The sequence below is a fragment of the Neochlamydia sp. AcF84 genome (genome assembly GCF_011087585.1).
GTDB lineage: Bacteria > Chlamydiota > Chlamydiia > Chlamydiales > Parachlamydiaceae > Neochlamydia.
On the sequence record NZ_VJOT01000081.1, the window covers coordinates 1 to 25903 of the forward strand.

Consider the following 25903-nt stretch of genomic DNA (forward strand, 5'->3'; position numbering starts at 1 on the left):
CTTTAAAAGAAACTTTGGAGGAGATTTTCGCTCTAGGAAGATAGACTATCAGCGGGCAGAATTATATGCTAAATCTTTGGCAATGAACAAGATGACAGCACTTGGAATGCCCAAAGGACAATGGGTACTAACTTGATAAGCTTTTAAACAGACCAACTATTAGGTCATTTACGCAACAAGGTCTGCTATATTCCCACTGTGGTCAGTCAACGTTTAATTTAATTGGATATTAAGTCAAAAGTTTATCGTGATGTAGATTTAGCTGGACGAGCGTGTTACATTGAAATTGATTTAAGAAGGTTTGAATGCCAAGAATGTTATTGTACCTTTAACTTTAATGAACAGTTAGATTTTGCTTCTCCTTATAAGTGCTCTACCAAGCGATATGATCAGTAAGTCTATAGATGCTATCAAAAAACCGCGGCTTCTTCCATAGGCTTAAAATTTGAGATGAGTGATAAAACGGCTGCTGAGATTTAACAAAAGGAAGCTACGAACAAACAACACTTACAACCGCTTCTACCTACGCAAGTCATCGATATTGATGAAATTGCTATACGCGAAGAGCATAAAGATTTTGCTGTTTTGATTACTGACCTAACCAGAAAGCTTTCTGCAAGCCTACGAGAATTGTTATATAGTAGGAGACAATGCTCTTTATACGCCAGCCACCTTAGAGACATTCTCTGAATTATTAAAATCGTTTAAAATAGAGGCTGTTTAACCAGGAGCCTAATATGATAAGAAAACCTTATCCTAGCGATTTAAATAATCAAGAATGGCAAGTGCTTGAACCTATACTATGCAAGAAAAAAGCTGGTAAGCCACCTAAGCACTCTAGACGAGAGATGCTTAATGCCATCTTTTACGTCTTAAGGACAGGTTGTCAATGGACAGATCTTCCTCATGATCTAACTCCTTGGAAATCAGTCTATTCTCAATTTTTAAGATGGAAACAAAGTAATTTATTCGAACAAATTAATACTTATTTAAGGCGATCGCTTCGCCAAAGCTTAGGCAAGTTAGCGGAACCTAGTGCTGCTATAGTCGATAGCCAAAGTGTCAAAACAACTGAAAAAAAGGGCTCTGCGGATACGACGGTGGCAAGAAAATTAAAGGCAGGAAAAGACATATAGTGGTGGATCATTTGGGACTGTTAATAGCAGTTGTAGTAAGTAGCGCAGCTTGTAGCGACAGAGATGGGCTAAAAGCGCTATTTTATTATTTCCAGGGAAAAGTTTTATGGCCAAGAAAAATGTTTGCCGATACAGGATATAGCGGGGAAGAGATGAAATTAGAAGCAGCTTTACATGGTATTGATTTAACAATCATTAAAAGATCTAAGCTAAAAGGATTTCATCTACAAGCAAAAAGATGGATAGTAGAAAGAACATTTGCCTGGTTTGGCAAATGCCGCAGATTAAGTAAGGATTATGAGGCCTTGCCAAACACCAGCCAAGCGTTCCTCTATTTAGCTATGATACGTCTGATGGTAAGAAGAATAGCACAATAAATTAATTCAGAGAATGTCTCTTACAAGTTTTTAAAGAAGAACAAAGCTTATTTGCCACGCGTGTGCCCGTGTAAATCAAAGAGGCTAAAGAGTTCATATTTGAAGTGCCTTACGAAAAGATGGTAGAAATGACAGAAGGCTATCGAGCTTTTGAGAGCACTTCTTGCTATGCAGGCGTTGAACAAAGATGGATAGTTATTTTTAGCCAAGCGGCTTATCAAAGAGAATGCCGTACTTTAGCCAAGCATTATCTTAAGGGCAGTGAAAAAGAAGCCAAAGTCTTTATTAAGCTGATGCAGTAAGAATTTTTATGCCCCAACGATGCTAAGCGCCCATTAGATAAGTTTGCAAAAAAACTTAAATATATACAGATTATAGAACCTCAAGTTATAGCCACTCAAAAGCATGCTAAATCTGGTCGGCCAAAAGCTGGGCAAGAACCTTCTATACTTAGCTATTCTCTAGAAGGCACAGTAGTTTGCTCTTTGCTTAACAAGGCAGATTTAGAGAGGAGCAAAGGGTTTTTCATCTTAGCGACTAATGACATGGATGTAACCGCTTTTCCTGCACAAGAGCTGCTGAAAACATATAAAGCTTGAGCAAAGTGGGGAAAGAGGATTTAGATTCTTGAAAAGCCCCGCTTTTTTTGTCTCTTCTCTCTTTTTAAAATAGCCAGAAAGAATAAAAGCGCTTTTAATGGTAATGACTCTATGCCTTTTAGTCTATTCTGCGCTTGAATATGAAATTCGAGAAAATTACGCAAAAATGGGGGGAACATCTTAAATCAACTTAAGAAACCCACGTGAAAGCCAACAACAAGCTTGGTGTCTTTCTGTTTTCTAAGCCTGCATATGGTCTTTATTGACCATAAAAAATTGCAAATTACCAATTTGAAAGAACGCCATAGAATTATCCTTAGATGCTTAGGGCCTCCTTACCAAAAACTCTATTATTCTGAAATATGATGAGAAGTCACGGACAAACATGTCAAAAAATTTAATATAAAAAAGCCTTTAAAAAAAGTCTTGTTGTATAAACGTTTAATGCAAGCCTGTGCAAATATCGTGAGGCACCTTGCTATAAGACCCCCCCCTCCTACACTCATTTAAGAGCTATTAAGTTAGTATTACTTGCCTTAAAAAAGTAAAATTTCGCCATAAAATGATTTTTTAATCTATGCCATCCAATTAGATTAAAAATTATACTCTCTTCAGAAAAAGCTACTTTTTCCTAGGGCCTGTTAAATATGCCTCTAAGAACAGGGTTAGTATGTTATTGCAAATTGTTATTACATTGGGGTGATCCTTTCCATATAGGCGGTAGGCAAGTTGTAAAGCTTTGCTGATATGCTCAAATGCTTTTTCTAGCTTACCTTGTTTTTGGTATACTCTTCCTAAATTATTATAATAAATTACCGCCGTAGGATGATTGTCTCCAAAAAGCTTTAGGCTAATGGCAAAAGCTTTGCTGATATAATCTGCTGCCTTACCTAAATCGCCTTGCTCTTGGTAGATCTGTCCTAGGTTATTATAATCTTTTGCCACGTTAGGATGATTTTCACCAAAAAACTTAAGGTCAATAGCAAGCGCTTTGCTGCTATACTCTTCTGCCTTGCCTAAATTGCCTCGGGCAATGACAAGGGCTTTGTTGCTATGCTCTACCGTCCTGTCTAAATTTCCTTGAGCTTGATAGATTGCTCCTAGGTTATTATAATCTCTTGCCACGTTGGGATGATTTTCACCAAAAAGCTTAAGATCGATAGCAAGCGCTTTGTTGCTATACTCTGCCGCCTTGTCTAAATTGCCTTGGGCTTGGTAGATTTGCCCTAGGTTGTTGTAACATATTGCTACATTGGGATGATTTTCTCCAAAAAGCTTAAGGTCAATAGCAAGGGCTTTGTGATTATAGTCTGCCGCCTTATTTAAATTGCCTTGAGCTTGATAGATTTGCCCTAGGTTATTATAATCTCTTGCCACGTTAGGATGATTTTCACCAAAAAGCTTAAGGTCAATAGCAAGCGCTTTGCTGCTATACTCTTCTGCCTTGCCTAAATTGCCTCGGGCAATGACAAGGGCTTTGTTGCTATTCTCTACCGTCCTGTCTAAATTACCTTGAGCTTGATAGATTGCTCCTAGGTTATTATAATCTCTTGCCACGTTGGGATGATTTTCTCCAAAAAGCTTAAGATCGATAGCAAGGGCTTTGTTACTATACTCTGACGCCTTATCTAAATTACCTTGAGCTTGATAGATTGCTCCTAGGTTATTATAATCTCTTGCCACCTTGGGATGATTTTCACCAAAAAGCTTAAGATCGATAGCAAGTGCTTTGTTACTATTTTCTGCCGCCTTGTCTAAATTGCCTTGGGCTTGGTAGATTTGCCCTAGGTTGTCGTAACGTATTGCTACATTGGGATGATTTTCTCCAAAAAGCTTAAGGTCAATAGCAAGGGCTTTGTTGCTATGCTCTACCGTCCTGTCTAAATTGCCTTGAGCTTGATAGATTGCTCCTAGGTTATTATAATCTCTTGCCTCGGTAGGATGATTTTCACCAAAAAGCTTGAGATCGATAGCAAGTGCTTTATTACTATACTCTGCCGCCTTGTCTAAATTGCCTTGGGCTTGGTAGATTTGCCCTAGGTTGTTGTAAAGTATTGCTACATTGGGATGATTTTCACCAAAAAGATTAAGGTCAATAAGAAGGGCTTTGTGATTATAGTCTGCCGCCTTATTTAAATTGCCTTGAGCTTGATAGATTTGCCCTAGGTTATTATAATCTCTTGCCACGGTTAGATGATTTTCACCAAAAAGCTTAAGATCGATAGCAAGCGCTTTGTTGCTATACTCTGCCGCCTTGTCTAAATTGCCTTGCTCGTGACAGGCTTGTCCTAGGGTGTTGTAATCTCTTGCCACTGCGTAATGATTCTCACCATAAAGTTTAAGGTCTATAGCAAGCGCTTTATTGATATACTTTACTGCCTTGCCTAAATTACCCTGGCTTTTAAATATTGCTCCTAGGCTGTTGTAGACGCTTGCAAGTGAGAGGTGATTTTCTCCAAACAACTTATAGGTAATGTTAAGTGCTTGGCGTAGATATTCTTCGGCTTGCTCTAATTTACCCTGATCTTGATACATTATCCCTAAGTTGCTGTAATTAGTTGCTACCTTAGGGTAATTTTCACCAAAAAGCTTAACATTAATAGCAAGGGCTTTTTCTCTATACGCTGCCGAATTTTCTAAATTTCCTTTGCTTTGGTAAATCGATCCTAGATTGCTATAATAAGCTGCTATATTAGAATGATTTTCGCCAAAAAGCTTAAGATCGATAGCAAGCGCTTTATTAGTATACTCTAGGGCTTGCTCTAAATCGCTCTGGTATGCATAGATTTGCCCTAGGTTGTTATAATCTCTCGCCACATTGAAATGTTTTTCTCCATGCAGCTTAAGATTAATGGAAAGTGCTTTTTTGACATACTCAGCAGCCTCTTTCAAATAGCCTTGATCTTTGTAAAGTAGTCCTAAATTACTATAATCAATTGCGACCCTGGGATGATGTTCTCCAAAAAGCTCAAGATGAATAGCCAACGCTTTTTTGCTATATTCGGCAGCCTTGCTTAAATTGCCTTGGGCTTGGTAGATTAATCCTAAGTTACCGTAATCAATTGCTATCATTGGATATTTTCGTGCTTCATACAGCTCAATGTTAATAGCAAGCGATTTGCTAGTGTACTCTGCCGCCTTATCTAAATTGCCTTGCTCTTTGTAGATTAGTCCCAGGTTGTTATAATCTCTTGCTATCACGCTATGATCTTCTTTAAATAGCCTAAGATCAATAGCAAGCGCTTTTTCTCCATACTCTGCCGCTTTATCTAACTTGCCTTGGGCTTTGTAGATTTGTCCTAGGTTATTATAATCTCCTGCCACCCAGAGATGATTTTCTCCAAACAACTTAAGGTTAATAACAAGCGATTTGTTGGTATACTCTGCCGCCTTGTCTAAATAGCCTTGTTCCTTGTAAATAGCTCCAAGGATGCATAAGGCATGCGAATTTTGGGGATTCACTTCTATTGCTCTACGATACCACTTTTCTGCTTTTAAATATTGAAAAAGCCTTAAGGCTATCTCCCCTTTTGTATTTATGGAGTTATCGTCCAAATCAGAAGATCTAAGTATCTCTTCATTACCCACTAAAAATTCTTTGATGGCTTGATAGAAAGGAATAAAGATGCGGTAGATTTTTTTTATTTCTTTTAAGGCTTTACGATCTAAAGCAAACTGCTCTTTAATAAGATCTGGATCCTCAAATCCAAAGTGCTTAAGGAGAGGATTCATCATCTCCTTTTGCGCCTGATAATGAGAATAGATTTTAAGACGCATGAATAATGCCAGGCTCATCCAGTCCTTCAATTTTTCAGCGGCTATTTGGGTTAAAATTCCTAATTTCTTTAGCTTATTAATCCTACTAAAAGTATCGGAAACTTCTACTTTTTTAAGAAGGGCTAATCGGTCCAACGCTAAATGGGGAAACCGATAGAAATCTTTTTTTACTTGAAAAAGCATTCCATCTCTGCCTAAATCACCCATTCCCGGGTTAAAAGTTTCCATATCATCTGGAATAAGGTGCTGCTTAGCTAAATACTGGCGCAGATCGAGGCTATATTGATAAGACATATCAAGCGCTTCTTGAATTTTCTCATCATAGGCTGTAGTTAATTTAAGATTACCTAGCAAATGAGTAAAGTTTAGTAATTCCATAGGAAGATGAGGCTCTTTTTCATGCCACCAATGGCCTTTTTCATTTTTGCCCACATATTGGGCCATTTGTTCAGGAGTTTGGATAAGCTCGAATGTCTTACCATTGCCTAAAGGAGTTTTACAGCCTTTCCCCTCTACTCCTGCCCCATCAAAGGCAAAGCCTCGTGGCGTCATGCCATCAAAAAAATTGATGGCTTTTAAGCAAGGAATATTTAAAGCAGGAAGAATGGTTTCTCCTAAGTTGATAACTTGCAAGTGAAGGAGGATTGTAAAACACTTAAAATATTCTCTATTTCCTAAAGTATCTTCTTCTATAAGAATACCAAATTCTAGGTCTGAATAAGGAGTCATCTCTTCTCTAGCTAGGGAGCCAAAACCTATCATGGCATAATCACATGGAGCAGACCCTAAATTGTCAAAAACTTGTATAGCAAGCTGCCTAAAGAAAATTTTTATCTGGCAAGCTATCTCAGCATAAAGCTTTCTTACTTCTTGAGAAGAAGGAGTTTCGGGTAGCCTTTGAATTTTCTCCTCTATTTCTTCTCTGAATTTTTTCAATACCTTACGATTGTTTTCAAATTGTTTTTCTACTACCACCGTCTCAAAAGGTTTGCCTTTACATTGTTTAACAAGAAGATTTTGAACTTCGGAAAGTCTATCTTTAAGAACTTTTTGCCGCTCTTGAGGGGCTTTGTGTAAGGCATAATTGTAAAGCCCTGCCGCTTGCAAAAGCGTTTCTGACGTCTCTTTTCTTAAATAAATATCACCTAGTCTTTCTATACAAAAGCTTTCTTGAATAAGGTCTTTCTCTTCAACAGCACGTTTTAAAGCTTGCGTGTAGGCTTCTTCTGCTTCTTTTATCTGCTCGTCAGATAAAAGCTTCTTACTACCCGATGTCTCTAGGGGGCTTTTTAATGCATTTATAGGTAAAGAATTAGAAAGAAAAGCAGTAGAAGAGCTTTTCGAATCTAAGAAAAGAGGGAGGTCTTGCTTTAAATGCTTCTGCGCATAAGCAAAGTGGCCCCCTAAGTCCACGATAAAAATGTATTCTTTAAGTCTTTCTTTTTGAGGGATAGTTTTCCATTCCTGCGATCTATTCTCTTCAGATAAGCCTTGTTTTGAGAAGATCAGCCTATCATGTATACCGCAAACCAACTTCTCTTCATTAATTGTTACTAGCCTAATAGGAATAGATAAGGCCGAGGCTAATAGATCACCTTCCCCTAAGCCACTTACCCAAGTAGCTTTTCTTTTTATTTCTTCGGCTCTTTCGCTGTCGGTGTGTTTAATAATATCAGCGAGCACTTGCCTTAAATAAGAAATTTTATCTTCACAGTCGTCTAATAAAGGAATTTTTCTAGAAAGACAAGCATAGCTTCCTAAAAAAGCGCTAAAGAAGCAGTCTCCATCACTAGCCACACCTTTTAATTCAACGCCTTCTTCTTTTAGATAAGCAGCGGCAGCCTTTACTTTTGCTTTTATGGAATCACTAATGATAGTCGTAGAGTCTTGCCATAAAAATTTAGCAATTTGAGCTTTATTCCACTTGCAAGAAGAAAGATCTATAGGTTGTAACTTATCACCAGGTTGCTCTTCTTGTTGCGAACCAACTTCAAAGCTTGCTGAATAAAGCTTTTTCCATAAGCTGGTTTGTTCAACTAATCGCTTCCATTCTTTGCAGACTAATCTTGCCTGACATAGGCCTTGGCATGCCAGTTTTTCGAAGATCTCTAAGCTAATCTCGGTATAGGGGCCTAGTTTTCGATCCTGTGTTCTGTTTTCTATTTCCTGAAATGCAGGAAATGTAAAAGAGCTAGTGGATAAATTGTCTAGATTCATTCGTCTATCCATTTTTTTAGCTTTACTTGTATTTCAATGCGCGTATAGCGTTATACGCTCTTCTTCCTAAGTATGGCTCACTTGCTTATACAAACAAAAAATTAATGGTTTTTTCTAATTTCCTTCTATCTCATATTCAGAGCTTTTTAAGCAAAATTTCTTTCTATCTCACTAACATCCTGAACAAAAGTTTAATAATCCTGGCTTAATCGCCGTTATGCTGTCTTATCGGTTCAGTGGTTCTACATACCTTTCCGCGGCTTATCGTGCCCAAGCAGGTGCCAAGTTTTCTACATAATACTAGCTGGGGCATTGCATAGCTTGTTTACTGGCAAGCTGTTATCTTCCCCATCTCCCTATTCATATTCAACTTCAAACGATTTGCTATACATTGCTGGGCCGGCTCTTAGTTTTTATGCCTGCCTCTTGTGCACTAAGTTAATTTTTGGTAGGCAATATGCTTATTATCTTTTGCAAATGAGGATGGGTAAGCAGGCCTATGGGCAATCCTTTCCTCTTGAATTACTAAGGTGAGTTTTATGTAAAAAACATTAAAATTCATTTTAAGCTAGCAGATTATCCCACCCAAATGCTTAAGTTATCAATCAGCTTAGAATACCTCTAAAAAAGCTTTTACATTTTTTCCAAGCTTATTCATGCATAAGGGCAAGATAATCTTATCGTTAAAATCCCTCTTAATTTTCTTGAGTATAATTCATTGATTTTCTCTTATTGTTTACTTCACTAAGGGAGAAGGATTTCTTTCACGGGAAAAGCGTTGGTGCCAGTAAGGATAGGAGGGCATCCTTTCACTCACCTTGTCAAGCTTGGCCACTTGCTCTTGCGTCAAATTCCATCCTATGCTTCCTAAATTTTGCTTAAGCTGTTCTTCGTTGCGTGCTCCTAACACGATGTTAGCGACTGTAGGACGCTGTAATAGCCAATTGATGGCCACTTGAGGAACAGTTTTTTCAGTTTCTTGTGCCACTTCCTCTAAAACATCGAGAACATCGTATAAGAATTCATCGTCAACTTGAGGTCCTCCTATATCACCCCCAGATTTAAGCCTTCCTTCTGGTAAGGGCTTGCCACGACGAATTTTCCCTGTAAGCCTTCCCCATCCTAAAGGGCTCCAAGCCATTAAACCGATGCCCTGATCTAAGCCTAGCGGCATAAGCTCTTCTTCATAATCGCGTCCTATTAAAGAGTAATAACCTTGATAAACGACGTAACGAGCTAAGCCATATTTTTCAGAAACGGCTAAAGACTTCATCACATGCCATCCGGAGAAGTTAGAACAGCCAATGTAGCGCACCTTACCGCTTTGAATTAAATGATCTAAAGCTCCTAAAGTCTCTTCCACAGGAGTGAGCGCATCAAAGGCATGCATGAAATAGATATCAATATGATCTGTGCCTAGCCTTTTTAAGCTAGCCTCACAAGCTTTTATAAGATGGAAACGGGAAGACCCTTGGTCATTAGGCCCCTCACCCATTTGGAAGGTGGCTTTAGTAGAAATTAATACCTTTTCTCTTTTACCCTTTAAAGCCTGGCCTAAAATTTCCTCGGATCTGCCTTGCGAGTAAACATCCGCCGTATCAAACAAATTAAGCCCTTTATCTAAGCAAAGTTCAACTAGCCTACTCGCTTCTTTTACATCTGTTTCACCCCAGGGCTTAAAAAATTCGTTAGAACCACCAAAGGTAGCTGTCCCAAAGCTTAATACTGGAACTTGAAGGCCCGACTTTCCTAATTGACGATACTCCATACTTAAACCCTCGTGATTTTTTGTTATTCTAGAACTTTAACCATTAAAAATAATTTTTTTGCACAATATTCTTCGTTTCTTCTTTAAGAAGAAAAGAGAAACTCTTAGCAAAAAGCAGGAAAACAAAAACTCTTTATCTTTGGATTAACCTACAAGATGTTCTTCATTCCTTAGTTAAGTGCCTACTTACTCCCTTCCTATCCAGCTTAATTTTGCATCTGCCTTTAGTCTTATTTAATGTAATTTTTTATAAAAATCTATAGATAACTTATAATCTTAAATATCTTTAGCCCTTAAGGTCGATGGTCTAACGCATTTGGATATACATTAAAAAGTCGGGTAAGATAAAATCAAAACATTTAACTTCTTATATTTAAAGCATGCAAGTTCCCTTTATCTCTTTTTTTGTATGGCTCTTAAAAGTATTACCTCCTCGCCACTACCTAAAACGCTCGAGCAGACCTCATTCTCGAAGGCATGTTTTACTTCTGGAAGTGCTTATCGCTTTTGCCCTTACCGGGTTGTGCATCTTTCCTTTAATCTACCCCCAAGTTGTCATCGCTAAATCCCAACGCGAATTTATCAAGAAGATAGAGCTTGATCGCGTAGTGACTTTGCTGTTTGCCCAAATTTATCAAGACTTATTTACTAATAAGATTAACTGGGCAGATATTGAAGAAAAAAAAAGTTTTTCCCTCTCTGCAGAAGATCTTAAAGCGCTTAATCAACAGCAAAGTCTGCCTTTTAAAGGCTCCTATCATTTCGAACCGATCATTCATAAACCTAAGAAAAACACTTCTCAGCAAAAGTCTACCGCCTATCTTATTCACCTTATTTTTAAATTTACTTCCGACCTTACGCCCAAAAATAAAATAAATGTTCAGCAACCCCTCGTTTATAAATATAAAATATTTATTTTGCGTGATCTTAGGGGTTCAAAATTAGCTCCTCAGGATTACAAACAACCTTTTCCCCTTCTATGAAACACAAAAAGAAATTTATGACCTTAATAGAGCTGATGGTTGCTATGGCATTGACCTCATTGCTCCTTACGCTGCTTTTACATTTTTATCGTGATATGGAGTGGTGGAATCAAGATATCAATAAATCTCAAGTTAAAGCTTTTCAGATATTTTATGTGCAAAATCGCCTTTCCGATATCCTTTCTCATGCGGTCTCTCCTCGTACAGAGGAAAAAGATTTTTTCTTTTATACTAGCCAGGATGTTAACGGCTTATTAAAGCCCAATAATCCTAGCTTAGTTTTTACCTACAATTTTGGACCTAACCGTGATCCCTTATTTGCCAATCATGTACTAGGACGTCTGTATGTAGATGTTGATGATAATCTACGTTTAGCCACGCTTCCTTCTCCCAAATTTTGGCCCTCCCTTGCCTCTTTGAGAATGAAAAATGAAATTTTGATGGAAGGTATAGAGTCTTTAGCTTTCAATTTTTATATTCCTCCCCCAAAAGAGCGTTCTTTAGTTGGCAATAAAGCACCTCAAGGAAGTTCTAATAAAGATAGCTATCCGTTAGCAGATATTCAGCCTGCAGACAGTTGGGAGCACTCGGAGTGGAAAAGCGAATATAACCAGTTACCTGCCATGATTAAAATTATCCTAAAAGCTAAAGAGAGAAAAGAGCCGATTACTTTGATCTATCCATTCCCTTTTTCTGATTTTACCATCATTTATAATAAATAAGATTTAAGGTTTACCCATGAATATCCTTATCTATGTCATGAGCCTTTTAATGATGCTTACTTTATTGACTTATGGACGTTTAGAAATCTATCGCAGCTTTGTAATTACTCAAAAAGAGCTGGAGCGTTACAGATCCATGATTGGTCATAGGGCTATCGATAACGGTGCTAAGCAATGGTATGCATGGACTACTTTTTCAAATAAAGAGAATAGCAAAAAAAATTCGGCTCCTAAAGAAGCAAGTCCCCTCATTAATCTCTATTGGTTAGTTCATCCAGAAGCTAAAAATTTTTATCCTCAAGTCGAAGCTACTTACCGCGAACTATTAAAAAGGATTATCCATCAAGTTTTTGGCGAGCAAGCAAATTTTAAGGAAGCCTTAAATAGCAATCCTCAACTGGTCGATGAACTTATTCAAGCAATTGAGGCCGCTGGCCATAAATTAGCGCTTGAAAATAACCCTATAAAAACCAAAAATGGCTTGGAAAACTTAGACTTAGGTCAGCCTTTTCTCCAAGATATTTACTATTCATTGCTTAAAGGATACAACTTGAGCTCATCTGTAAATCTAGGGAATAAGCATTTTAATCTGCCTGCCGAAAATATAAATACTCTGGATAGCAGCGAAAGTAGGAAATCTTTAGATGAAGGCTTTGAAGAATATAAATATAATGCCCATACAATTTCCTTATTGGACTTTGTTACGTTTAACTCTCAAAAGACTAAAATAAGAGTGTATTTAGCCCCTAAAGCTATCCTATTAGCCCTTTTCGGAGATCCCTCCACGGTGGAAGAAATCTTACAACAGCGCATCACTCTTTACTATCAGGTTAAAAAAGCTGAAGATAATCAGCTAGCCACCGAACAATTTAAACATGCCTTTGCAGCACGTGCTATTAATATACCAGAAACAATGCTAGATTTTACCGTAACAGCTACGGATCCGCGCCACTATAAGGTACCATGAATCTACCCGACATTTTACGACTAGCCCTCGAACATGAGGCCCGCACGTTAAAGGGAAATGCTTTACAACATGCTACGCAGGAACTGAGCGAACGTTATCGCAATGAGAAGCAACGTCAAAAAATTATGCAGAGCAAACAACGTTTTGTTAGCAGCCCCGAGCAACGTATAGCCTACCTACTTTCACGTATGCCAGCAACCTTTGAAGCTATAAGATACGTTTTAAATGAATTAAAAAAGCGTTATGAAGGAGTCTTAGGTTCTGTACTCGATGTAGGGGCAGGCCCAGGTACAGCTATGTGGGCTGTTTCTGAGCTATTTCCGCATGCTTGTAAAATCACTCTCCTTGAGCAGGATAACTTTTTAATTTCTTTAGGCAAAAAATTAGCTTTGCAAGCTAAGACTCCTTTATTCAGAGAGGCGCATTGGGTGGAGGGAGATGTTTTAAAACGAGATTGCTTTCCAGAAAGTGATCTAATCCTTGTATCTTATGCCATGGGAGAATGGCCTCAGCCAGTATGGGAAGAGATAATTAAAAAACTTTGGAAAAGTACTAGGCAAGCTTTGGTCATCATTGAGCCGGGCACCATGCTAGGATTTCAGGTGATCAGGCAAATACGCCAGCACCTCATCGGCTTACAGGCCCACATTTTAGCCCCCTGCCCCCACCAACATGCATGCCCCATGCCACCAAAAGATTGGTGCCACTTTAGCGTTCGCTTAGAAAGATCCTCTCTTCACAAGCAAGCCAAAGGTGCCCTTCTTGGCTATGAAGATGAAAAATTTTCTTACATCATTTGCACGAAAGCTGCTACCGCTTTGCCGGAGACACGTATTTTACGCCATCCTCACAAGCATTCGGGCCATCTAAGTTTTAAGCTCTGCACGCAAAACGATGGATTAACTGATAGAATAATTTCGCGACGCCATAGAGAGCTCTATAAAAAAGCCCGTAACTTAGAGTGGGGAGATAGTCTGTAACCTACATTCTAATATCTTTTTAAACAGCTTCCTCGGTGACTTTGGCATAACAATTAAATGTGCCATTAAAAATAATTTTAATTTATTAAAATCCTTCCCTTTATTTCATCTTATTAATAAATATTTAGCAATGGTTATATACTACAAACAATTACTTAGCCAACCTGCCGATTAAGTAGATAATTTTTTTTTCATTCTTACTTGAACAAAAACACAAATATTCATAGGCTGTGGAAAAAACTTTTGAAGAAAATTGGCATCTGCTATGGCAAAAAATTTCTCCTCACTTTGCAGCCTCTCTAATGATGAAGCACTTTATCACCTTTTAAAAAAAGAACATGATTATTATAAAGACATTTTAACTCTTACTCATTATGAACATGAAAAGTTAATTTCAAAACAGCCTCCTCAGGAAATGCACTCTCTTCTTAGTAAGAAAAAGGCTTTGGTAGCCTGTATACGCGACATCGAAAAAACCTTGACACCCCTTAAAAAGCATTGGATAAATAAATCTTCTCACGACCCTTCTTCTTTGCAAATTAACGAACTGCTGACTTCTTTATGTGATATTCTTAAAGAAATTTTACAGCTCGATCTTGTTAACCAAAAATTGCTAAAAAACCTTCTTTCGCAGCTCCCACAAGTAGAGATGGATGATAAAAAAATCTAAATTTGTTTTACAAAAATTTTTAATATAAAGTTGAGACAGCTATAACCCCTACTTAAATTCTAAGATAATAAACGTTAGTATAGCCTAGGAAAGGATTGGCTTTTTAAATTTTCCTTTCATTAGGGCTTTAGAAATACATAACAGGTATTAAACATACGTATAGTTTACACCTACTAATTTACCATTCCTTCTGCAAGCGCTTTATTTTAATAAAAAACATATAAAAGCAAGCGAAGAGCTAGATAGAGAACGAATTGTTAAATAACCCTTACAAAGCTTTTACAGGGAAGTTAATATGCCTATTGAAAAAGTACTTATCGTTGACGATGAAGCCTTGATAAGGGATTTTTTAGCTGAAACATTAAAAAGAAAATCTTTGGATGTCACGACTGCTGAGGACGGGCTTAAAGCTCTAGCTCTAGTCAAGGAACACCTGTTTGATATCGTTATTACCGATATGAAAATGCCCGATTTAACAGGAATCGACTTACTACAAAAAATTAAAGAAATTTCTCCCCAAACAATCATCATAGTGATAACCGCTTATGGAAGCATTGAAAACGCTGTGGAAGCCATGCGTTTGGGAGCCTACAATTATTTAATCAAACCTTTTTCTCCCGACACCCTAGAAGCAGTTTTACAAAAGGCTCGTGAGCATCTAACCCTTATCCACGAAAATCATTATCTTCGTCAGCAGGGACCAGGTAGCGCCTCCCAATCTCTAGTAATTGGAGACAGCATAGCTATAAAAAAAATCATGGAGGATGTGGTTCAGATTGCTAAAAGTAATGCTAGCGTATTTATCAATGGAGAGTCTGGTACTGGCAAAGAAGTGATTGCGCAAGCCATCCACTTCCATTCGCAACGCTCCCACAAATCCTTTATCAAGGTTAACTGTGCCGCCATTCCTGAAACTTTGGTAGAAGCCGAGTTTTTTGGCCATGAAAAAGGAGCTTTTACAGGAGCGAATGCCAAAAGATTAGGACGATTTGAGCTAGCTAATTCAGGTACTCTTTTACTTGATGAAGTAACAGAAATTCCTATAATTCTTCAGGCCAAGCTTTTGCGCGCTATTCAAGAACAAGAATTTGAGCGTATTGGGGGAACAAAAGCGGTTAAAGTGGATGTAAGGATCATCTCGACTTCTAATCGTGATATCAAGGAGGCTATCTTTCATAAACACCTGCGCGAAGATCTCTATTATCGCTTAAATGTCATCCCTATCCATTTGCCGCCTTTAAGGGAGAGAAGAGAGGATATCATTCCATTAGCCAGACATTTCCTGGAAAAGTTTTGCAATGAAAACCATAAAGAAAACAAACAACTTTCCTTAGAAGCAGAGAAAAAACTATTAGCTTATCCGTGGCCGGGTAATGTACGCGAACTTGCTAATATTATCGAACGAGCGGTGGTAATGGATAGCACTAACAAAGTTTTGCCTGATCACCTATTCATTGATCTTCAAGCAAGTTTTAAACCAGAAAAATCACAAGCAGAAAACAAAGAACTTCCTACAGGGCTTTCCTTACAAGAGCTTGAAAAGCGCTTAATTATTGAGACTTTCCATCAACAAGATAATAACCCTACCAAAACTGCTAAAATTCTAGGAATAAGCACGCGCAAGCTACGCAATAAGCTCCAAGAGTATAGCCTTTTAGAATTAGCCGAATAAGGGCAAGTTTTAGAACATCTTTAGAAAAAGCCTTTAGAGATTTTGTAAAAAAGCTGGGTCGTTTTTGGGCTTGTGCTTCCCCTCTTGTCTCCCGAAGAGATTAATATTTGGATAATTTTTCTATTATATCTTCTAAAAACCTATGAGCGCATAACCAGAAAAGAAATCAACCTTTTCCCAAGCTGCCCCCCCCCCTCCAACGAGCTTTTTATTGAGTAGAGGAGGACACGCTTAAAAAAGCTCACGTCTGCATACCTAACCCTCTAAAAGCTGTCTCTTTAGCTAATAAAATATTTTTATGGGATTAAGCGATTGCATAAAGAGGAGCGTAAAAGCGTCTTGCATAAAGAGTTGCCAAAAAGGGAATTACTTATTTAATTGGAATTTATTAACCGTTATCGATATAATTCGTTGTAGATCCTGCCTCACTCTTGAATTTTTTCCCTATTATTTTATTTGAATAAGGAGATATTTCTATCATGCAAGCTATTTTACTATCTTTACTAGCCGCCGGGGGTTCAGCCTCATCTAATCTGTTTTTTCGCAAAAACTCTCAACATTCCTCTGCCTCTAACCCTACTACCTACCTCTTAGCTTTCTATCTAACTTCTTTCCTATTTTCCTTTATCCTTTATCCTACTATTTTTTTCGAAAGCCTTAATGTAAAAATGTTAGGAATTGGAGCTTTTGTAGGGCTTTTAAATATAGCGTTAATGTTTTTTACCTCTTGCGCCTTACATAAAGGGCCAGCTGGATTAACCTTCGCCTTTCAAAATACCAGCGCCGTTTTTCCAGGAATGATTTTGTTTGCTTTATTTGGCTCAGAAAATGGCTTTTCTTACTCTTATCAAAAACTATTAGGCATTTTATTAGTCATAGGAGGCCTCTTCCTAGGCGCCAGAGGTGAGGCTAAGGGCAGCTTAAAAAGCTTATATCCTTGGTTAAAATATGCTCTTGCCTGCTTAGCTGTCCAAATAATTGCCTTAACATTTATGCAAGCACGTTGTGTGATATGTCCTACCATGGAAACAACGGCCCCCAGTTATGCTCTTGTCAGCAGAGAGGATGTGAGCTTCATGTTAGGACAATTTGGGGTAGCTTGTCTAATTCAAGCCATTTATTTCCTTCGCCAAATGAATGCATGGACTACCACTACCACCATGTATGGGGTTTTAGCGGGCTTGGCCAATTTTGCTTCCACAGCTTTATTACTCTTAGCCACCAAATGGGCTCTTCCCATAGAAAAAGGTGTTTTATTTCCTTGTTTTGCTGTGGGTACCATCATCGCCTGTAATATATGGGCTAATAGGCTGTATGGAGAAAAATTCAATTATACTTCTAATGCTATTTGCGCAGGTGGAATTATACTCAGCCTTCTAGCATAGTTTTTTCCAAGATGCCAGGCAAAATTTTATAAGTATTCTCATCTTTCTTGTGGTATTAAATTTTGCTGGTTCTACTGCTTTTCTCTCTTTCTTAAAAGAGCAATAGGCTGCATTTCGCTCTATTGCTCTTCTTAGCACAAACCTATAATTAAGCCTCCTGTAGATAAACGATTAGCTTAAAAAACAGCTTACCTTGGCAGCGTGCCCTATCCATATTGCTGTTTTAGTGCACATCCGGATAGGTAGCAACATTTCTTAACTTACCTAAAAGAGTTTTGCAGCGTTTTTATATCCTCCCACCTAATAAAAAGCTTACACCAGGCAATTCCTACAAATCTTAAAATCTCTTTCAAAAGATTGCTAATCAACCTTGATGGAGCACCAAGCAAGCTGCTCAAGCTCAGCAGGGAGATCAATAAGTGGGTTCTCTTGCAAGTTAAGCTCCTCTAATTCAGCAAGCTGCCCAATTGCGGCAGGTAAAGTTGTTAACTGATTATGGTGCAAGTCTAGTCGTTTCAAAAAAGGCAATCCGCCAATTTCTGCAGGCACAGAAGTAATCTGATTGTATTGTAAATCAAGGCGTTGCAACTGCGACAGCTGTCCAATCTCGACAGGAATAGTAGTGAGCTGGTTTTGGCGCAAATCGAGACCATGCAACCTAGACAATTTGCCAATTTCAGCTGGAATGGTGAGTAGATGGTTTTGCTGTAAGTTAAGTTCCCATAGCCAAGAAAGTTGACCAACTTCCGGAAAAAGAGCCATGAGATGATTGTGCTGCAAATCAAGGAAGTTTAGCTCTGTCAGCTGCTTGATTTCAGATGGAAGAGTGGTTAATCGGTTTTGCTGCAAATTTAGCTCTTTTAGTTGGGATAGCTGCCCAATCTCAGCAGGAAGAGCAGCTAGCATGTTTTGCTGCAAGTTAAGTCTTTGCAGCTGAGATAGCTGCCCGATTTGAGTAGGAATAGCGATTAGCCGGTTTTGCTGCAAATTTAGCTCTTTTAGCTGGGATAGCTGCCCAACCTCAGCAGGAAGAGCAGCTAGCATGTTTTGTTGCAAGTTAAGTCTCTGCAGCTGAGATAGCTGCCCGATTTCTGTAGGAATAGCGATTAGCCGGTTTTGTGGCAAGTCCAGCCATATGAGCTGGGAGAGCTGGCCGATTTCAGCGGAAACATACTTTAGCTCGTTTTTTTGCAAATTAAGCCACTCTAAATTAAGGAGTTTTCCAATTCCAGGCGGGAGAATGGTTAGCTGGTTTTGCTGCAGGAAAAGTAGGCGTAGTTGGTAAAGGCACTGCATTTCAGACGGAACAGTTGTTAGCAGATTTTGATGCACATCAAGATTTTCCAACCGAGAGAGCCGTCCTATTTCTATCGGAAGAGAGGTTAATTTATTTTGACTTAAGGTAAGTATCCTCAGCCGAGCTAGCTGCCCGATTTCTACAGGAAGAGACTTAAGCTGATTGTTGCTTAGAGAAAAACGTTGGAGATTAGAGAGCTACCCTATTTTTACAGGAAGCACGGTTAGCTGATTGTTGCTTAAGGAAAGATCTTGCAGCTGAGAGAGCTGCCCGATTTCTACAGGAAGCGCGGTTAGCTGATTGCTGCTTAGATAAAGATTTTGGAGGTTAGAGAGCTGCCCTATTTCTGGTGGCAGGCTCGTAAGAGAGTTTTGCTGCAAGTCAAGTGTTTTCAGGTTAACTAGCTGTCCAATTTCGGCAGGCAGGAAAGTTAAATTTATTTTCTTTGTAATAAATCCTCTCCTCTTAAAACTTAGATAAGTAACATTTTTTCCATGCTCTTTTAGCCAATCTTTAAAAAGTGCCCCCTTTCTCTTTAAAGGGAGCATTTTAATCTTTTCTTGATCTAAATATTCTCTCCCTCCACGCAGCTCCTCCCACAATAGAAGACGGCTAATATTGAGGAGATAGGAAGCATATGTCAAAAAGTCGAAGACATCGTTTTTTTTATTTTCTCCTTTAAATTCTAAAGGAGAGAGAGATTCAACCCAGGTTAAAACTTGTTTAAAGATGTGCTTCAATTTTGCTTCCACTGAAAGGTTAAAGTCGATTTTATAGATTTGATCTAAACTGTACGCGTGCTCAGCCGAATTACCCTCTTCATAAGGAAAATGTAAATTGATGATTTCTTTATAAAGAGAGTTCATACCTTCCAAAGAAAGAGCTGGAGCGCTGCTAACCGATAAAATAGACAAAGGAGAGTCAGAGATAAAATAAGATCGTTGATGGATTTGCTGCAGCTTCTCCAGGGTAAATTGCCTCACCTTTTTATTTTCACCTAATAGATTCTTTGTCCATTGATAGCTTATCTTTTCATCCTCCGTCAGCTCTTCGCCTTCCTGCCTAATTAGCTCTTCCACTTGTTTCTCAAGCATTTTCTTTAAAGCCGGATTGATTTGAATTTGAGGTTCTTCTAGAAGGTTAAATAAGAGTTCTATATAGCCTTCTTTAAAAGAGTCCGCAGAGCAGAGCATTTTTTCTTTACCTTTCTCGCGACAAAGGGAAGGGAGCTTTGAAGAGGAAGAAGATTTTTCTGAGCGTTTAAGGCAAAACTCTAGATAAGCTTGGGCTTTCTCATAAGTAGGACTTAATCGCAGAGATTGCAATAAAGCTTCTACAGCTGCTTCATGATTTCCTTTTTCGGCGTATTGCTTAGCCCTTAGAAAATGCTTTACAGCTTCTTCAATAGGATCATGTTTAAATTCTTCTAAAGGATGCGACTCAGCAGCCTCAGCTAGCTGCCTGATCGTATAGTTGGGTGCATGCCTTTCAATAACCTTTCTATCTAGAGGACAAAGTTTATTGCGCGCTAAGCATTGAATGACGGTATCTTTGTTAAAGGTATGGCCACACGGAAATAAAGTAACCGCCTGAGTCATCAATTCTCCTGATATAACGTCTTCTATATTTTCTGAAACTGTGCTTCTAAAGTCTGTCTGCTGCCTAGGAATAGGATCTGAGAGTATCATATAAGCTCCTTAAATTTTATCGTCAGTTAGCCTATCGCGCGCTGGATATATAATTTTTACAATTGCCTTATCTCTCTCATTTAAGATAAGTTAAATGTTTACATTAGTTGAAGCAATGTTTTATTTTGAGCGTTTTATTAATTTGATAAGCATGTGAAACGGTCACGCTGTTCTACCCCCCCTGGCCGCTTACTGTGCTTATACGTTTTTGAGCTATTCCTTATACAACCTCATACTCAATAAAACCATTTCATCAGCAAAGTCAAAGCAAAGAAAATGTTTTACTTAATGAAAACCAAAAGATATCTGCTCTAACTCCCTATGCCCACCTCAGGTCAAATGAAAAATTTTCTACAATAGAAGAGAGGTTATTGCTCACACACTCAGAGGAGGATTCTTTATTTAGTTTTGAAGTAGATAAGGTTAGGCCATCTATTAACTTGCTCGCTATTCCATAAAAACATCTACAAGCTTGCTAGTAATGACTATAATGCTAAGTAAGAAAACCGCTTCAAGGAATTTTACATCCTCGAAGCTAAAAAATTTTAGATTTGCTGGTAGATAGGAAAAGCATCTATTTTCTTCACCACGAAGTTCTAATGGATTATTTAGTTACTCAACAACGAACCACAGCATTTGGAAAAAGCATCTTGATCTTAGCAGGAACACCGGTTAGCCGGTTTTGTTGCAAGTAAATCCAACCCAGCTGAGATAGCTGTTTCATCTCGATAGGGAGAACTGTTAGCCGATTTTGTTGCAAGTCAAGGCCTCGCAGGCAAGATAGCTGCCCAATTTCGGCAGGAAGAGAGTCTAGCTGGTTCCAACTTAAATCAAGCTGTTCCAGCTTAGATAGCTGCCCAATTTCAGCAGGTAGAGCCTTAAGTTGGTTTTGCTGTAAATTAAGCCATGTCAGCTGAGATAGGAGCCCAATTTCAGCAGGAAGGACCTTAAGGTGGTTTTGCTTCAATCCCAGCATTTGCAGCTCAGAGAGTTGCCCAATTTCAGCAGGAAGAGCCGTAAGGTGGTTTTGCTCCAATCGCAGTATTTGCAGCTTAGAGAGCTGCCCTATGGAAGCAGGCAGAGTTGTTAGATGGTTCTGCTCCAAACGAAGATGTTTCAATTGAGACAGTTGCCAGGCTTCAACAGGTAGAGCCGTTAGTTGATTTTTCCCCACGTTAAGCACCGCTAGCTTGGAAAGCTGCCCGATTTCTGGGGGTAGAGTTGTAAGGCGGTTTTGTTCTAACTCCAGGTCCCATAAGTTAGAAAGCTGCCCAATTTCCGGGGGAAGAGAGCTTAGATAGTTTTGGCGTAAGAAAAGCTGCTTTAATTGAGATAGCTGCCAGATCTCGGCAGGAACAACTGTTAGCTGGTTTTGCTGCAAATCAAGAGCTTCTAGCTTGGAAAGCTGCCTAATTTCGGCAGGCATGGTTGTGAAACGATTTTGCTGCAAATTAAGCCATGTCAGCTCAGAGAGCTGCCCGATTTCTGCTGGGAGAGTCGTGAGATGGTTTTGCTGCAAATCCAAGGTTTCTAGCTTAGAAAGCTGCCCAATTTCAGGGAGAAGCACTGTTAGATGATTATGGTCTAGGCTGAGCTCTTGCAAATTAGAGAGCCGCCCAATCTCCGCAGGAACGGTAGTGAGTTGATTGTCGCCTAAGAAAAGCCGTTGCAGCTGAGAGAGCTGCCCAATTTCTGCAGGCAAAAAAGTTAAAGTTACGCCTAGATTACGGATCCTACGGATAAAGTCTCTTCCAACGAGACGAACATTGATCGCATCTTTTCCATGTTCTTTTAGGAGCTCTTCTAAAAGCTCTCCTTTTTTCTTTAAAGGCAATGCTTTAATTTTTTCTTCACTTAAATAATCTCTACCCTTGGGTAGATCTTCCCAGAGTAAAAAGCGATTAATATGGAGATGATAAGAAACATAGGTCGAAATGTTGAAAGCTTCATTGTCTTTATTTTCTCTTTCGAAGTCTATAGGGGAAAGAGATTTAGCCCAGGTTAAAACTTGCTCAAAAATGTGTCTCACCTTTGCTGCTACAGAGAGATCGGGCTTAATTTTATACACTTGATCCAAAATGCGAGCGCATTCGTTGAGATTTTTATTTTGATGAGGAAAATGGAAATCTATTATTTTTCTGTACAGAATACCTGTAGGCTCTGGAGAAAGAGCTTGAGCGGTAACAGGTGAAGGTGGAGGAGTCGCTGTAGGAGTTAAAGAAGATTGTGGATGAATTTGCTGCAGCTTTTCCAGGGCAAAATGCCTTACCTTTTTATTTTCACCTAATAGATTCTTTGTCCATTGATAGCTTATCTTTTCATCTTCCGTCAGCTCTTCGCCTTCCTGCCTAATTAGCTCTTCCACTTGTTTCTCAAGCATTTTCTTTAAAGCCGGATTGATTTGAATTTGAGGTTCTTCTAGAAGGTTAAATAAGAGTTCTATGTAGCCTTCTTTAAAGAGGCCTGCAGAGGAGTGTACTTTTTCTTTGCCTTTTTCGCGACAAGGGGAAAGAGGCTTTGAAGAGGAATTTGAAGAACGTTTAAGGCAAAACTCTAGATAAGCCTGAGCCTTTTCATAAGTAGGACTTAATCGCAGAGATTGCAATAAAGCTTCTACAGCTGCTTCATGATTTCCTTTTTCAGCGTATTGCTTAGCGCGTAGAAAATGCTCTATAGCTTCATCGCTAGGTTCGTTTTTATGTTCTTCTAAAGGATGCGACTCAGCCGTTTCGGCTAGGTGCCTGATCGTATAGTTGGGTATATGCCTTTCAATCAGCTGCCTATCCAACGGACAGAGTTTATTACGCGCTAAACATTGAATGGCGGTATCTTCATTAAAAGTATGACCACAAGGGATCAAGGTGACCGCCCGGGTCATCAACTCTCCTGAGACGGCATCTTCTATATTTTCTGAAACTGTGCTTCTAAAGTCTGTCTGCTGCCTAGGAATAGGGTCTGAGGGTATCATATAAGCTCCTTAAGTTTTGCCATCAGCTAGCTTATCAATTTGGATGTATAATTTTTAGAATTAACTTAACTCTCTCATTTAAGATAAGTTAACTTTTTTGGTTATTTTAAGCAATTTTTCATTTTAAGCGTTTAAACACCTTGCTAGATATGTTATCTAAGGCACTTACTGTTTATTATTAAAGCAATAAGAATGAATTATTTAATACAGGCCAAAGATTCATCTCCTTTAAAATAGACCGGCAAATCAGACGAAAAAGGAGGCGAGGTATCACAGTTGCAATTTAGCTTTCCTTTCTGCTAACTCTGAGGCCTGGCAAAGACCTCGCTCATCATTTAAGCTTTTTCCTCCCCTTTCTTTTCAATCCATCACATTTTTTATAAGGAATTAGCTAAAAAACACTTCTTGCTTTTTTAAACGCATGTTAAAGCGGATTTCCACTGATTTCAAGTTTTTCTAACTGAGGAAGCTGGCGTATCTCTTTAGGAATAGTAGTGAGCTGGTTTTGGCTTAAATTAAGGGCAGACAGCTCACGAAGCTGTCGCATTTTAACAGGAAGAGCCGTAAGGTGGTTTTGCTGTAAGTCGAGCGTTTCTAACCTAAAAAGATTGCCTATTTCGGAGGGAAGAGCAGTGAGCCGGTTTTGCTTCAAGCTAAGCGTTCTTAGCTGGGATAGCTGCCCAATCTCAGCAGGAAGAGCGGTGAGCTGGTTTTGTTGTAAGTAAAGCAGTCTTAGTTGAGAAAGTTGTCCCATTGCAGCAGGAAGAGCAGTTAGCTGGTTCTGCTGTAATTCAATGCCAGTCAGCAGAGAAAGCTGCCCAATTTGCGCAGGAAGAGCCGTTAGATAATTATTGCTGATATTAAGACCGCGTAGCTGAGAAAGCTGCCCAATTTCGGCAGGTACAAAGATTAGCTGATTTTGGCTTAAGTTAAGGTATTTTAGCCTAGACATTTGTCCAATCTCAGGAGGTAAAAAGGTTAAACCTAAAGCCGTTAAATTTAGACTAGTAGGGAAGAAGAGTAATGGCTGCTTTTTTATCCACCCTTTTAAAAGCTCTCCTTTTTTCTTTAGAGGCAAAACTTTAACTTCTTCTTGGTTTAAATAATTTTTTCCTCCCTCCAGCTTCTGCCAAAGTAAGAGACGGTTAGTATTTATAAGATAGGAGGTATAATTTGCAAAAGTGAAAGCCTTTTGTTCCTTATTTTCTTCTTCGAACTCTAGAGGAGAAAGAGATTTAGCTAAGGTCAAGAAATGCTTAAAAATATGCTTCACTTTTGCTTCCGCAGAAAGGCTAGATTCAATTTTATAAATTTGATCCACAATACGAGCATGCTCGATAAGATTTCCACTTTCATAAGGAAAGTGAAAATTGATTATCTCGTTATAAAGAGAGACCATAGGTTCTGAAGAAAGAGCTTGAATGCTAATAGTGGAAAGCTGAGGAGGGATTAAAGAAATAGGAGAAGGCTGCTGGTAAATTTGCTGTAACTTTTCTAGGGCAAATTGCCTCACCTTTTTATTTTCACCTAATAAATTTTTCGTCCATCGATAGCTTACCTTTTCTTTCTCAGTCAGTTCTTCACCCTCCTGACTGATCAGCTCTTCTAATTGGTTTTCAAGCATTTTCTTTAAAGCTGCATTGGCTTGAATTTGCGGTTCTTCTAGAAGGTTAAATAAAAGTTCATTATAGCGTTCTTTAGAAGATTCCGTAGAAAAAGACAATTTTTCTTTATCTTTTTCGTTGGGAAGTGACAAGGACTTTAAAGAGGAGGATGGTAAAATCGAAGAAGGAGAAGCTGAGGAACGTTTAAGGCAAAACTCTAGGTAAGCCTGAGCTTTTTCATAAGTAGGGCTTAATTGTAAAGCTTGCAATAAAGCTTCTATAGCTAATGTATGATCTCCTTTTTCAGCATTTTCTTTGCCCCGTAGGAAATGTTCTACAGCTTCTGGGCTAGGTTCGTTTTTATGTTCTTCTAAAGGATGCGACTCGGCAGTATCGGCTAGGTGTCTGATGGTGTAGTTGGGTATATATCTTTCAATAAGCTGCCTATCCAGAGGGCAGAGTTTATTACGCGCTAAACATTGGATAGCGGTATCCTCATTAAAAATATGGCCACACGGGATCAAAGTAACAGCTTTAGTCATCAGCTCTCCTGATACAGCATCTTCTATATTCTCTGAGACTATGGTTCTAAAGTCTGTTTGCGCGCTTGAAATAGGGGTAGAGGGTATCATATAAGCTCCTTCAGGGTAGGGTCAGTTTGTTTATTAGGTTCATGTTTAATATGCTTTTTTAAGAGCTTGCCCTAGCTTGTATGTGTATAAAATTTAATCCTTCTCTCTTTTTTAAGCAATTTTTATTTTTAAGTTAAAAAGGATAAAAATGAAGTTTATGGGCTAATTATAAGCTGAAGAGCCAGAATGATTATAGATTGACCAAGGCTGTGAATTGCCCTTAACCTTTACAAACAATAGAAAAAATTGGATGAGACTGCTGGATGGGCCTTGTTGCGTAAATGACCTAATAGTTGGTCTGTTTAAAAGCTTATCAAGTTAGTACCCATTGTCCTTGGGGCATTCCAAGTGCTGTCATCTTGTTCATCGCCAAAGATTTAGCATATAATTCTGCCCGCTGATAGTCTAGCTTCCTAGAGCGAAAATCTCCTCCAAAGCTTCTTTTAAAGCGGTACATTGCC

The 25903-nt window shown here is 38.7% G+C and carries 15 protein-coding genes and 1 pseudogene; 9 read left to right on the plus strand and 7 right to left on the minus strand.

Annotation, left to right across the window (positions count from 1 at the left end; all coding sequences use genetic code 11):
- The first annotated feature begins 737 nt into the window (after positions 1-737).
- Both NEOC84_RS09990 and NEOC84_RS09350 read left to right on the plus strand, forming a co-directional pair.
- Positions 738-1513, plus strand: a protein-coding gene (locus tag NEOC84_RS09990) for an IS5 family transposase (RefSeq protein ID WP_166158544.1) whose coding sequence is annotated in 2 segments (ribosomal slippage) — positions 738-1080 and positions 1080-1513 — 777 coding nt in all. Because the reading frame shifts where the segments join, the coding sequence is not laid out codon by codon here.
- 104 nt (positions 1514-1617) lie between these two features.
- On the plus strand, positions 1618-1815 hold the full coding sequence (locus NEOC84_RS09350) for a hypothetical protein (RefSeq protein ID WP_166158547.1): 198 nt from the start codon (positions 1618-1620) through the stop codon (positions 1813-1815).
- 918 nt (positions 1816-2733) lie between these two features.
- Here the strand turns inward: NEOC84_RS09350 and NEOC84_RS09355 are convergent.
- Positions 2734-8106, minus strand: a complete 5373-nt coding sequence (locus tag NEOC84_RS09355; RefSeq protein ID WP_166158550.1) for a tetratricopeptide repeat protein — start codon at positions 8104-8106, stop codon at positions 2734-2736.
- A gap of 736 nt (positions 8107-8842) precedes the next feature.
- The gene (locus tag NEOC84_RS09360; RefSeq protein WP_166158553.1) at positions 8843-9874 is read right to left on the minus strand and encodes an aldo/keto reductase; all 1032 of its coding nucleotides are present in this window, start codon (positions 9872-9874) and stop codon (positions 8843-8845) included.
- Between the two features lie 380 nt (positions 9875-10254).
- On the opposite strand from NEOC84_RS09360, the gene NEOC84_RS09365 reads away from it, so the two are divergent.
- The 7 genes from NEOC84_RS09365 (at position 10255) to NEOC84_RS09395 (ending at position 17253) form a co-directional block, all read left to right on the plus strand.
- Positions 10255-10857, plus strand: a complete 603-nt coding sequence (locus NEOC84_RS09365; RefSeq protein ID WP_166158556.1) for a type II secretion system protein — start codon at positions 10255-10257, stop codon at positions 10855-10857.
- Between the two features lie 17 nt (positions 10858-10874).
- On the plus strand, positions 10875-11579 hold the full coding sequence (locus NEOC84_RS09370; RefSeq protein ID WP_166158559.1) for a hypothetical protein: 705 nt from the start codon (positions 10875-10877) through the stop codon (positions 11577-11579).
- A gap of 16 nt (positions 11580-11595) precedes the next feature.
- The gene (locus NEOC84_RS09375) at positions 11596-12546 is read left to right on the plus strand and encodes a hypothetical protein (protein ID WP_166158562.1); all 951 of its coding nucleotides are present in this window, start codon (positions 11596-11598) and stop codon (positions 12544-12546) included.
- Positions 12543-13526, plus strand: coding sequence for a small ribosomal subunit Rsm22 family protein (locus NEOC84_RS09380; RefSeq protein WP_166158565.1), 984 nt, complete (start codon positions 12543-12545; stop codon positions 13524-13526). The genes NEOC84_RS09375 and NEOC84_RS09380 overlap by 4 nt, the downstream gene beginning before the upstream one ends.
- A 265-nt stretch (positions 13527-13791) precedes the next feature.
- Complete coding sequence (flgN, locus tag NEOC84_RS09385; protein WP_166158568.1) at positions 13792-14196, plus strand: flagellar export chaperone FlgN; 405 nt, start codon at positions 13792-13794, stop codon at positions 14194-14196.
- Positions 14197-14491: 295 nt separating this feature from the next.
- Positions 14492-15868 (plus strand): sigma-54 dependent transcriptional regulator, encoded by a 1377-nt coding sequence (locus NEOC84_RS09390; RefSeq protein WP_166158571.1) that lies wholly within the window; start codon positions 14492-14494, stop codon positions 15866-15868.
- Between the two features lie 479 nt (positions 15869-16347).
- Positions 16348-17253 (plus strand): hypothetical protein, encoded by a 906-nt coding sequence (locus tag NEOC84_RS09395; protein ID WP_166158574.1) that lies wholly within the window; start codon positions 16348-16350, stop codon positions 17251-17253.
- 360 nt (positions 17254-17613) lie between these two features.
- Here the strand turns inward: NEOC84_RS09395 and NEOC84_RS10195 are convergent, their stop codons facing one another.
- The 5 genes and pseudogenes from NEOC84_RS10195 to NEOC84_RS09415 all read right to left on the minus strand — a co-directional run bounded on the left by NEOC84_RS10195 (position 17614) and on the right by NEOC84_RS09415 (position 25442).
- Positions 17614-18015, minus strand: a complete 402-nt coding sequence (locus tag NEOC84_RS10195; RefSeq protein WP_347566670.1) for a leucine-rich repeat domain-containing protein — start codon at positions 18013-18015, stop codon at positions 17614-17616.
- Between the two features lie 12 nt (positions 18016-18027).
- Positions 18028-18729, minus strand: a pseudogene (locus NEOC84_RS10200) (hypothetical protein); the annotation flags it as partial.
- Between the two features lie 18 nt (positions 18730-18747).
- Positions 18748-20238, minus strand: coding sequence for a leucine-rich repeat domain-containing protein (locus NEOC84_RS09405; protein ID WP_166158580.1), 1491 nt, complete (start codon positions 20236-20238; stop codon positions 18748-18750).
- Positions 20239-20854: 616 nt separating this feature from the next.
- Positions 20855-23206 carry a hypothetical protein gene (locus NEOC84_RS09410; RefSeq protein WP_166158583.1) on the minus strand — a complete coding sequence of 784 codons (2352 nt, stop codon included), beginning with the start codon at positions 23204-23206 and terminating at the stop codon, positions 20855-20857.
- Between the two features lie 424 nt (positions 23207-23630).
- The gene (locus NEOC84_RS09415; protein ID WP_166158586.1) at positions 23631-25442 is read right to left on the minus strand and encodes a hypothetical protein; all 1812 of its coding nucleotides are present in this window, start codon (positions 25440-25442) and stop codon (positions 23631-23633) included.
- Positions 25443-25903 lie beyond the last annotated feature (461 nt).

Coding starts and splice junctions, on each gene's coding strand:
- NEOC84_RS09355 (WP_166158550.1), bottom strand. CDS start 8,106: ATGAATCTAGACAATTTATCCACTAGCTCTTTTACATTTCCTGCATTT.
- NEOC84_RS09360 (WP_166158553.1), bottom strand. CDS start 9,874: ATGGAGTATCGTCAATTAGGAAAGTCGGGCCTTCAAGTTCCAGTATTA.
- NEOC84_RS09365 (WP_166158556.1), top strand. CDS start 10,255: ATGCAAGTTCCCTTTATCTCTTTTTTTGTATGGCTCTTAAAAGTATTA.
- NEOC84_RS09370 (WP_166158559.1), top strand. CDS start 10,875: ATGACCTTAATAGAGCTGATGGTTGCTATGGCATTGACCTCATTGCTC.
- NEOC84_RS09375 (WP_166158562.1), top strand. CDS start 11,596: ATGAATATCCTTATCTATGTCATGAGCCTTTTAATGATGCTTACTTTA.
- NEOC84_RS09380 (WP_166158565.1), top strand. CDS start 12,543: ATGAATCTACCCGACATTTTACGACTAGCCCTCGAACATGAGGCCCGC.
- flgN (WP_166158568.1), top strand. CDS start 13,792: ATGGCAAAAAATTTCTCCTCACTTTGCAGCCTCTCTAATGATGAAGCA.
- NEOC84_RS09390 (WP_166158571.1), top strand. CDS start 14,492: ATGCCTATTGAAAAAGTACTTATCGTTGACGATGAAGCCTTGATAAGG.
- NEOC84_RS09395 (WP_166158574.1), top strand. CDS start 16,348: ATGCAAGCTATTTTACTATCTTTACTAGCCGCCGGGGGTTCAGCCTCA.
- NEOC84_RS10195 (WP_347566670.1), bottom strand. CDS start 18,015: ATGGCTCTTTTTCCGGAAGTTGGTCAACTTTCTTGGCTATGGGAACTT.
- NEOC84_RS09405 (WP_166158580.1), bottom strand. CDS start 20,238: ATGATACTCTCAGATCCTATTCCTAGGCAGCAGACAGACTTTAGAAGC.
- NEOC84_RS09410 (WP_166158583.1), bottom strand. CDS start 23,206: ATGATACCCTCAGACCCTATTCCTAGGCAGCAGACAGACTTTAGAAGC.
- NEOC84_RS09415 (WP_166158586.1), bottom strand. CDS start 25,442: ATGATACCCTCTACCCCTATTTCAAGCGCGCAAACAGACTTTAGAACC.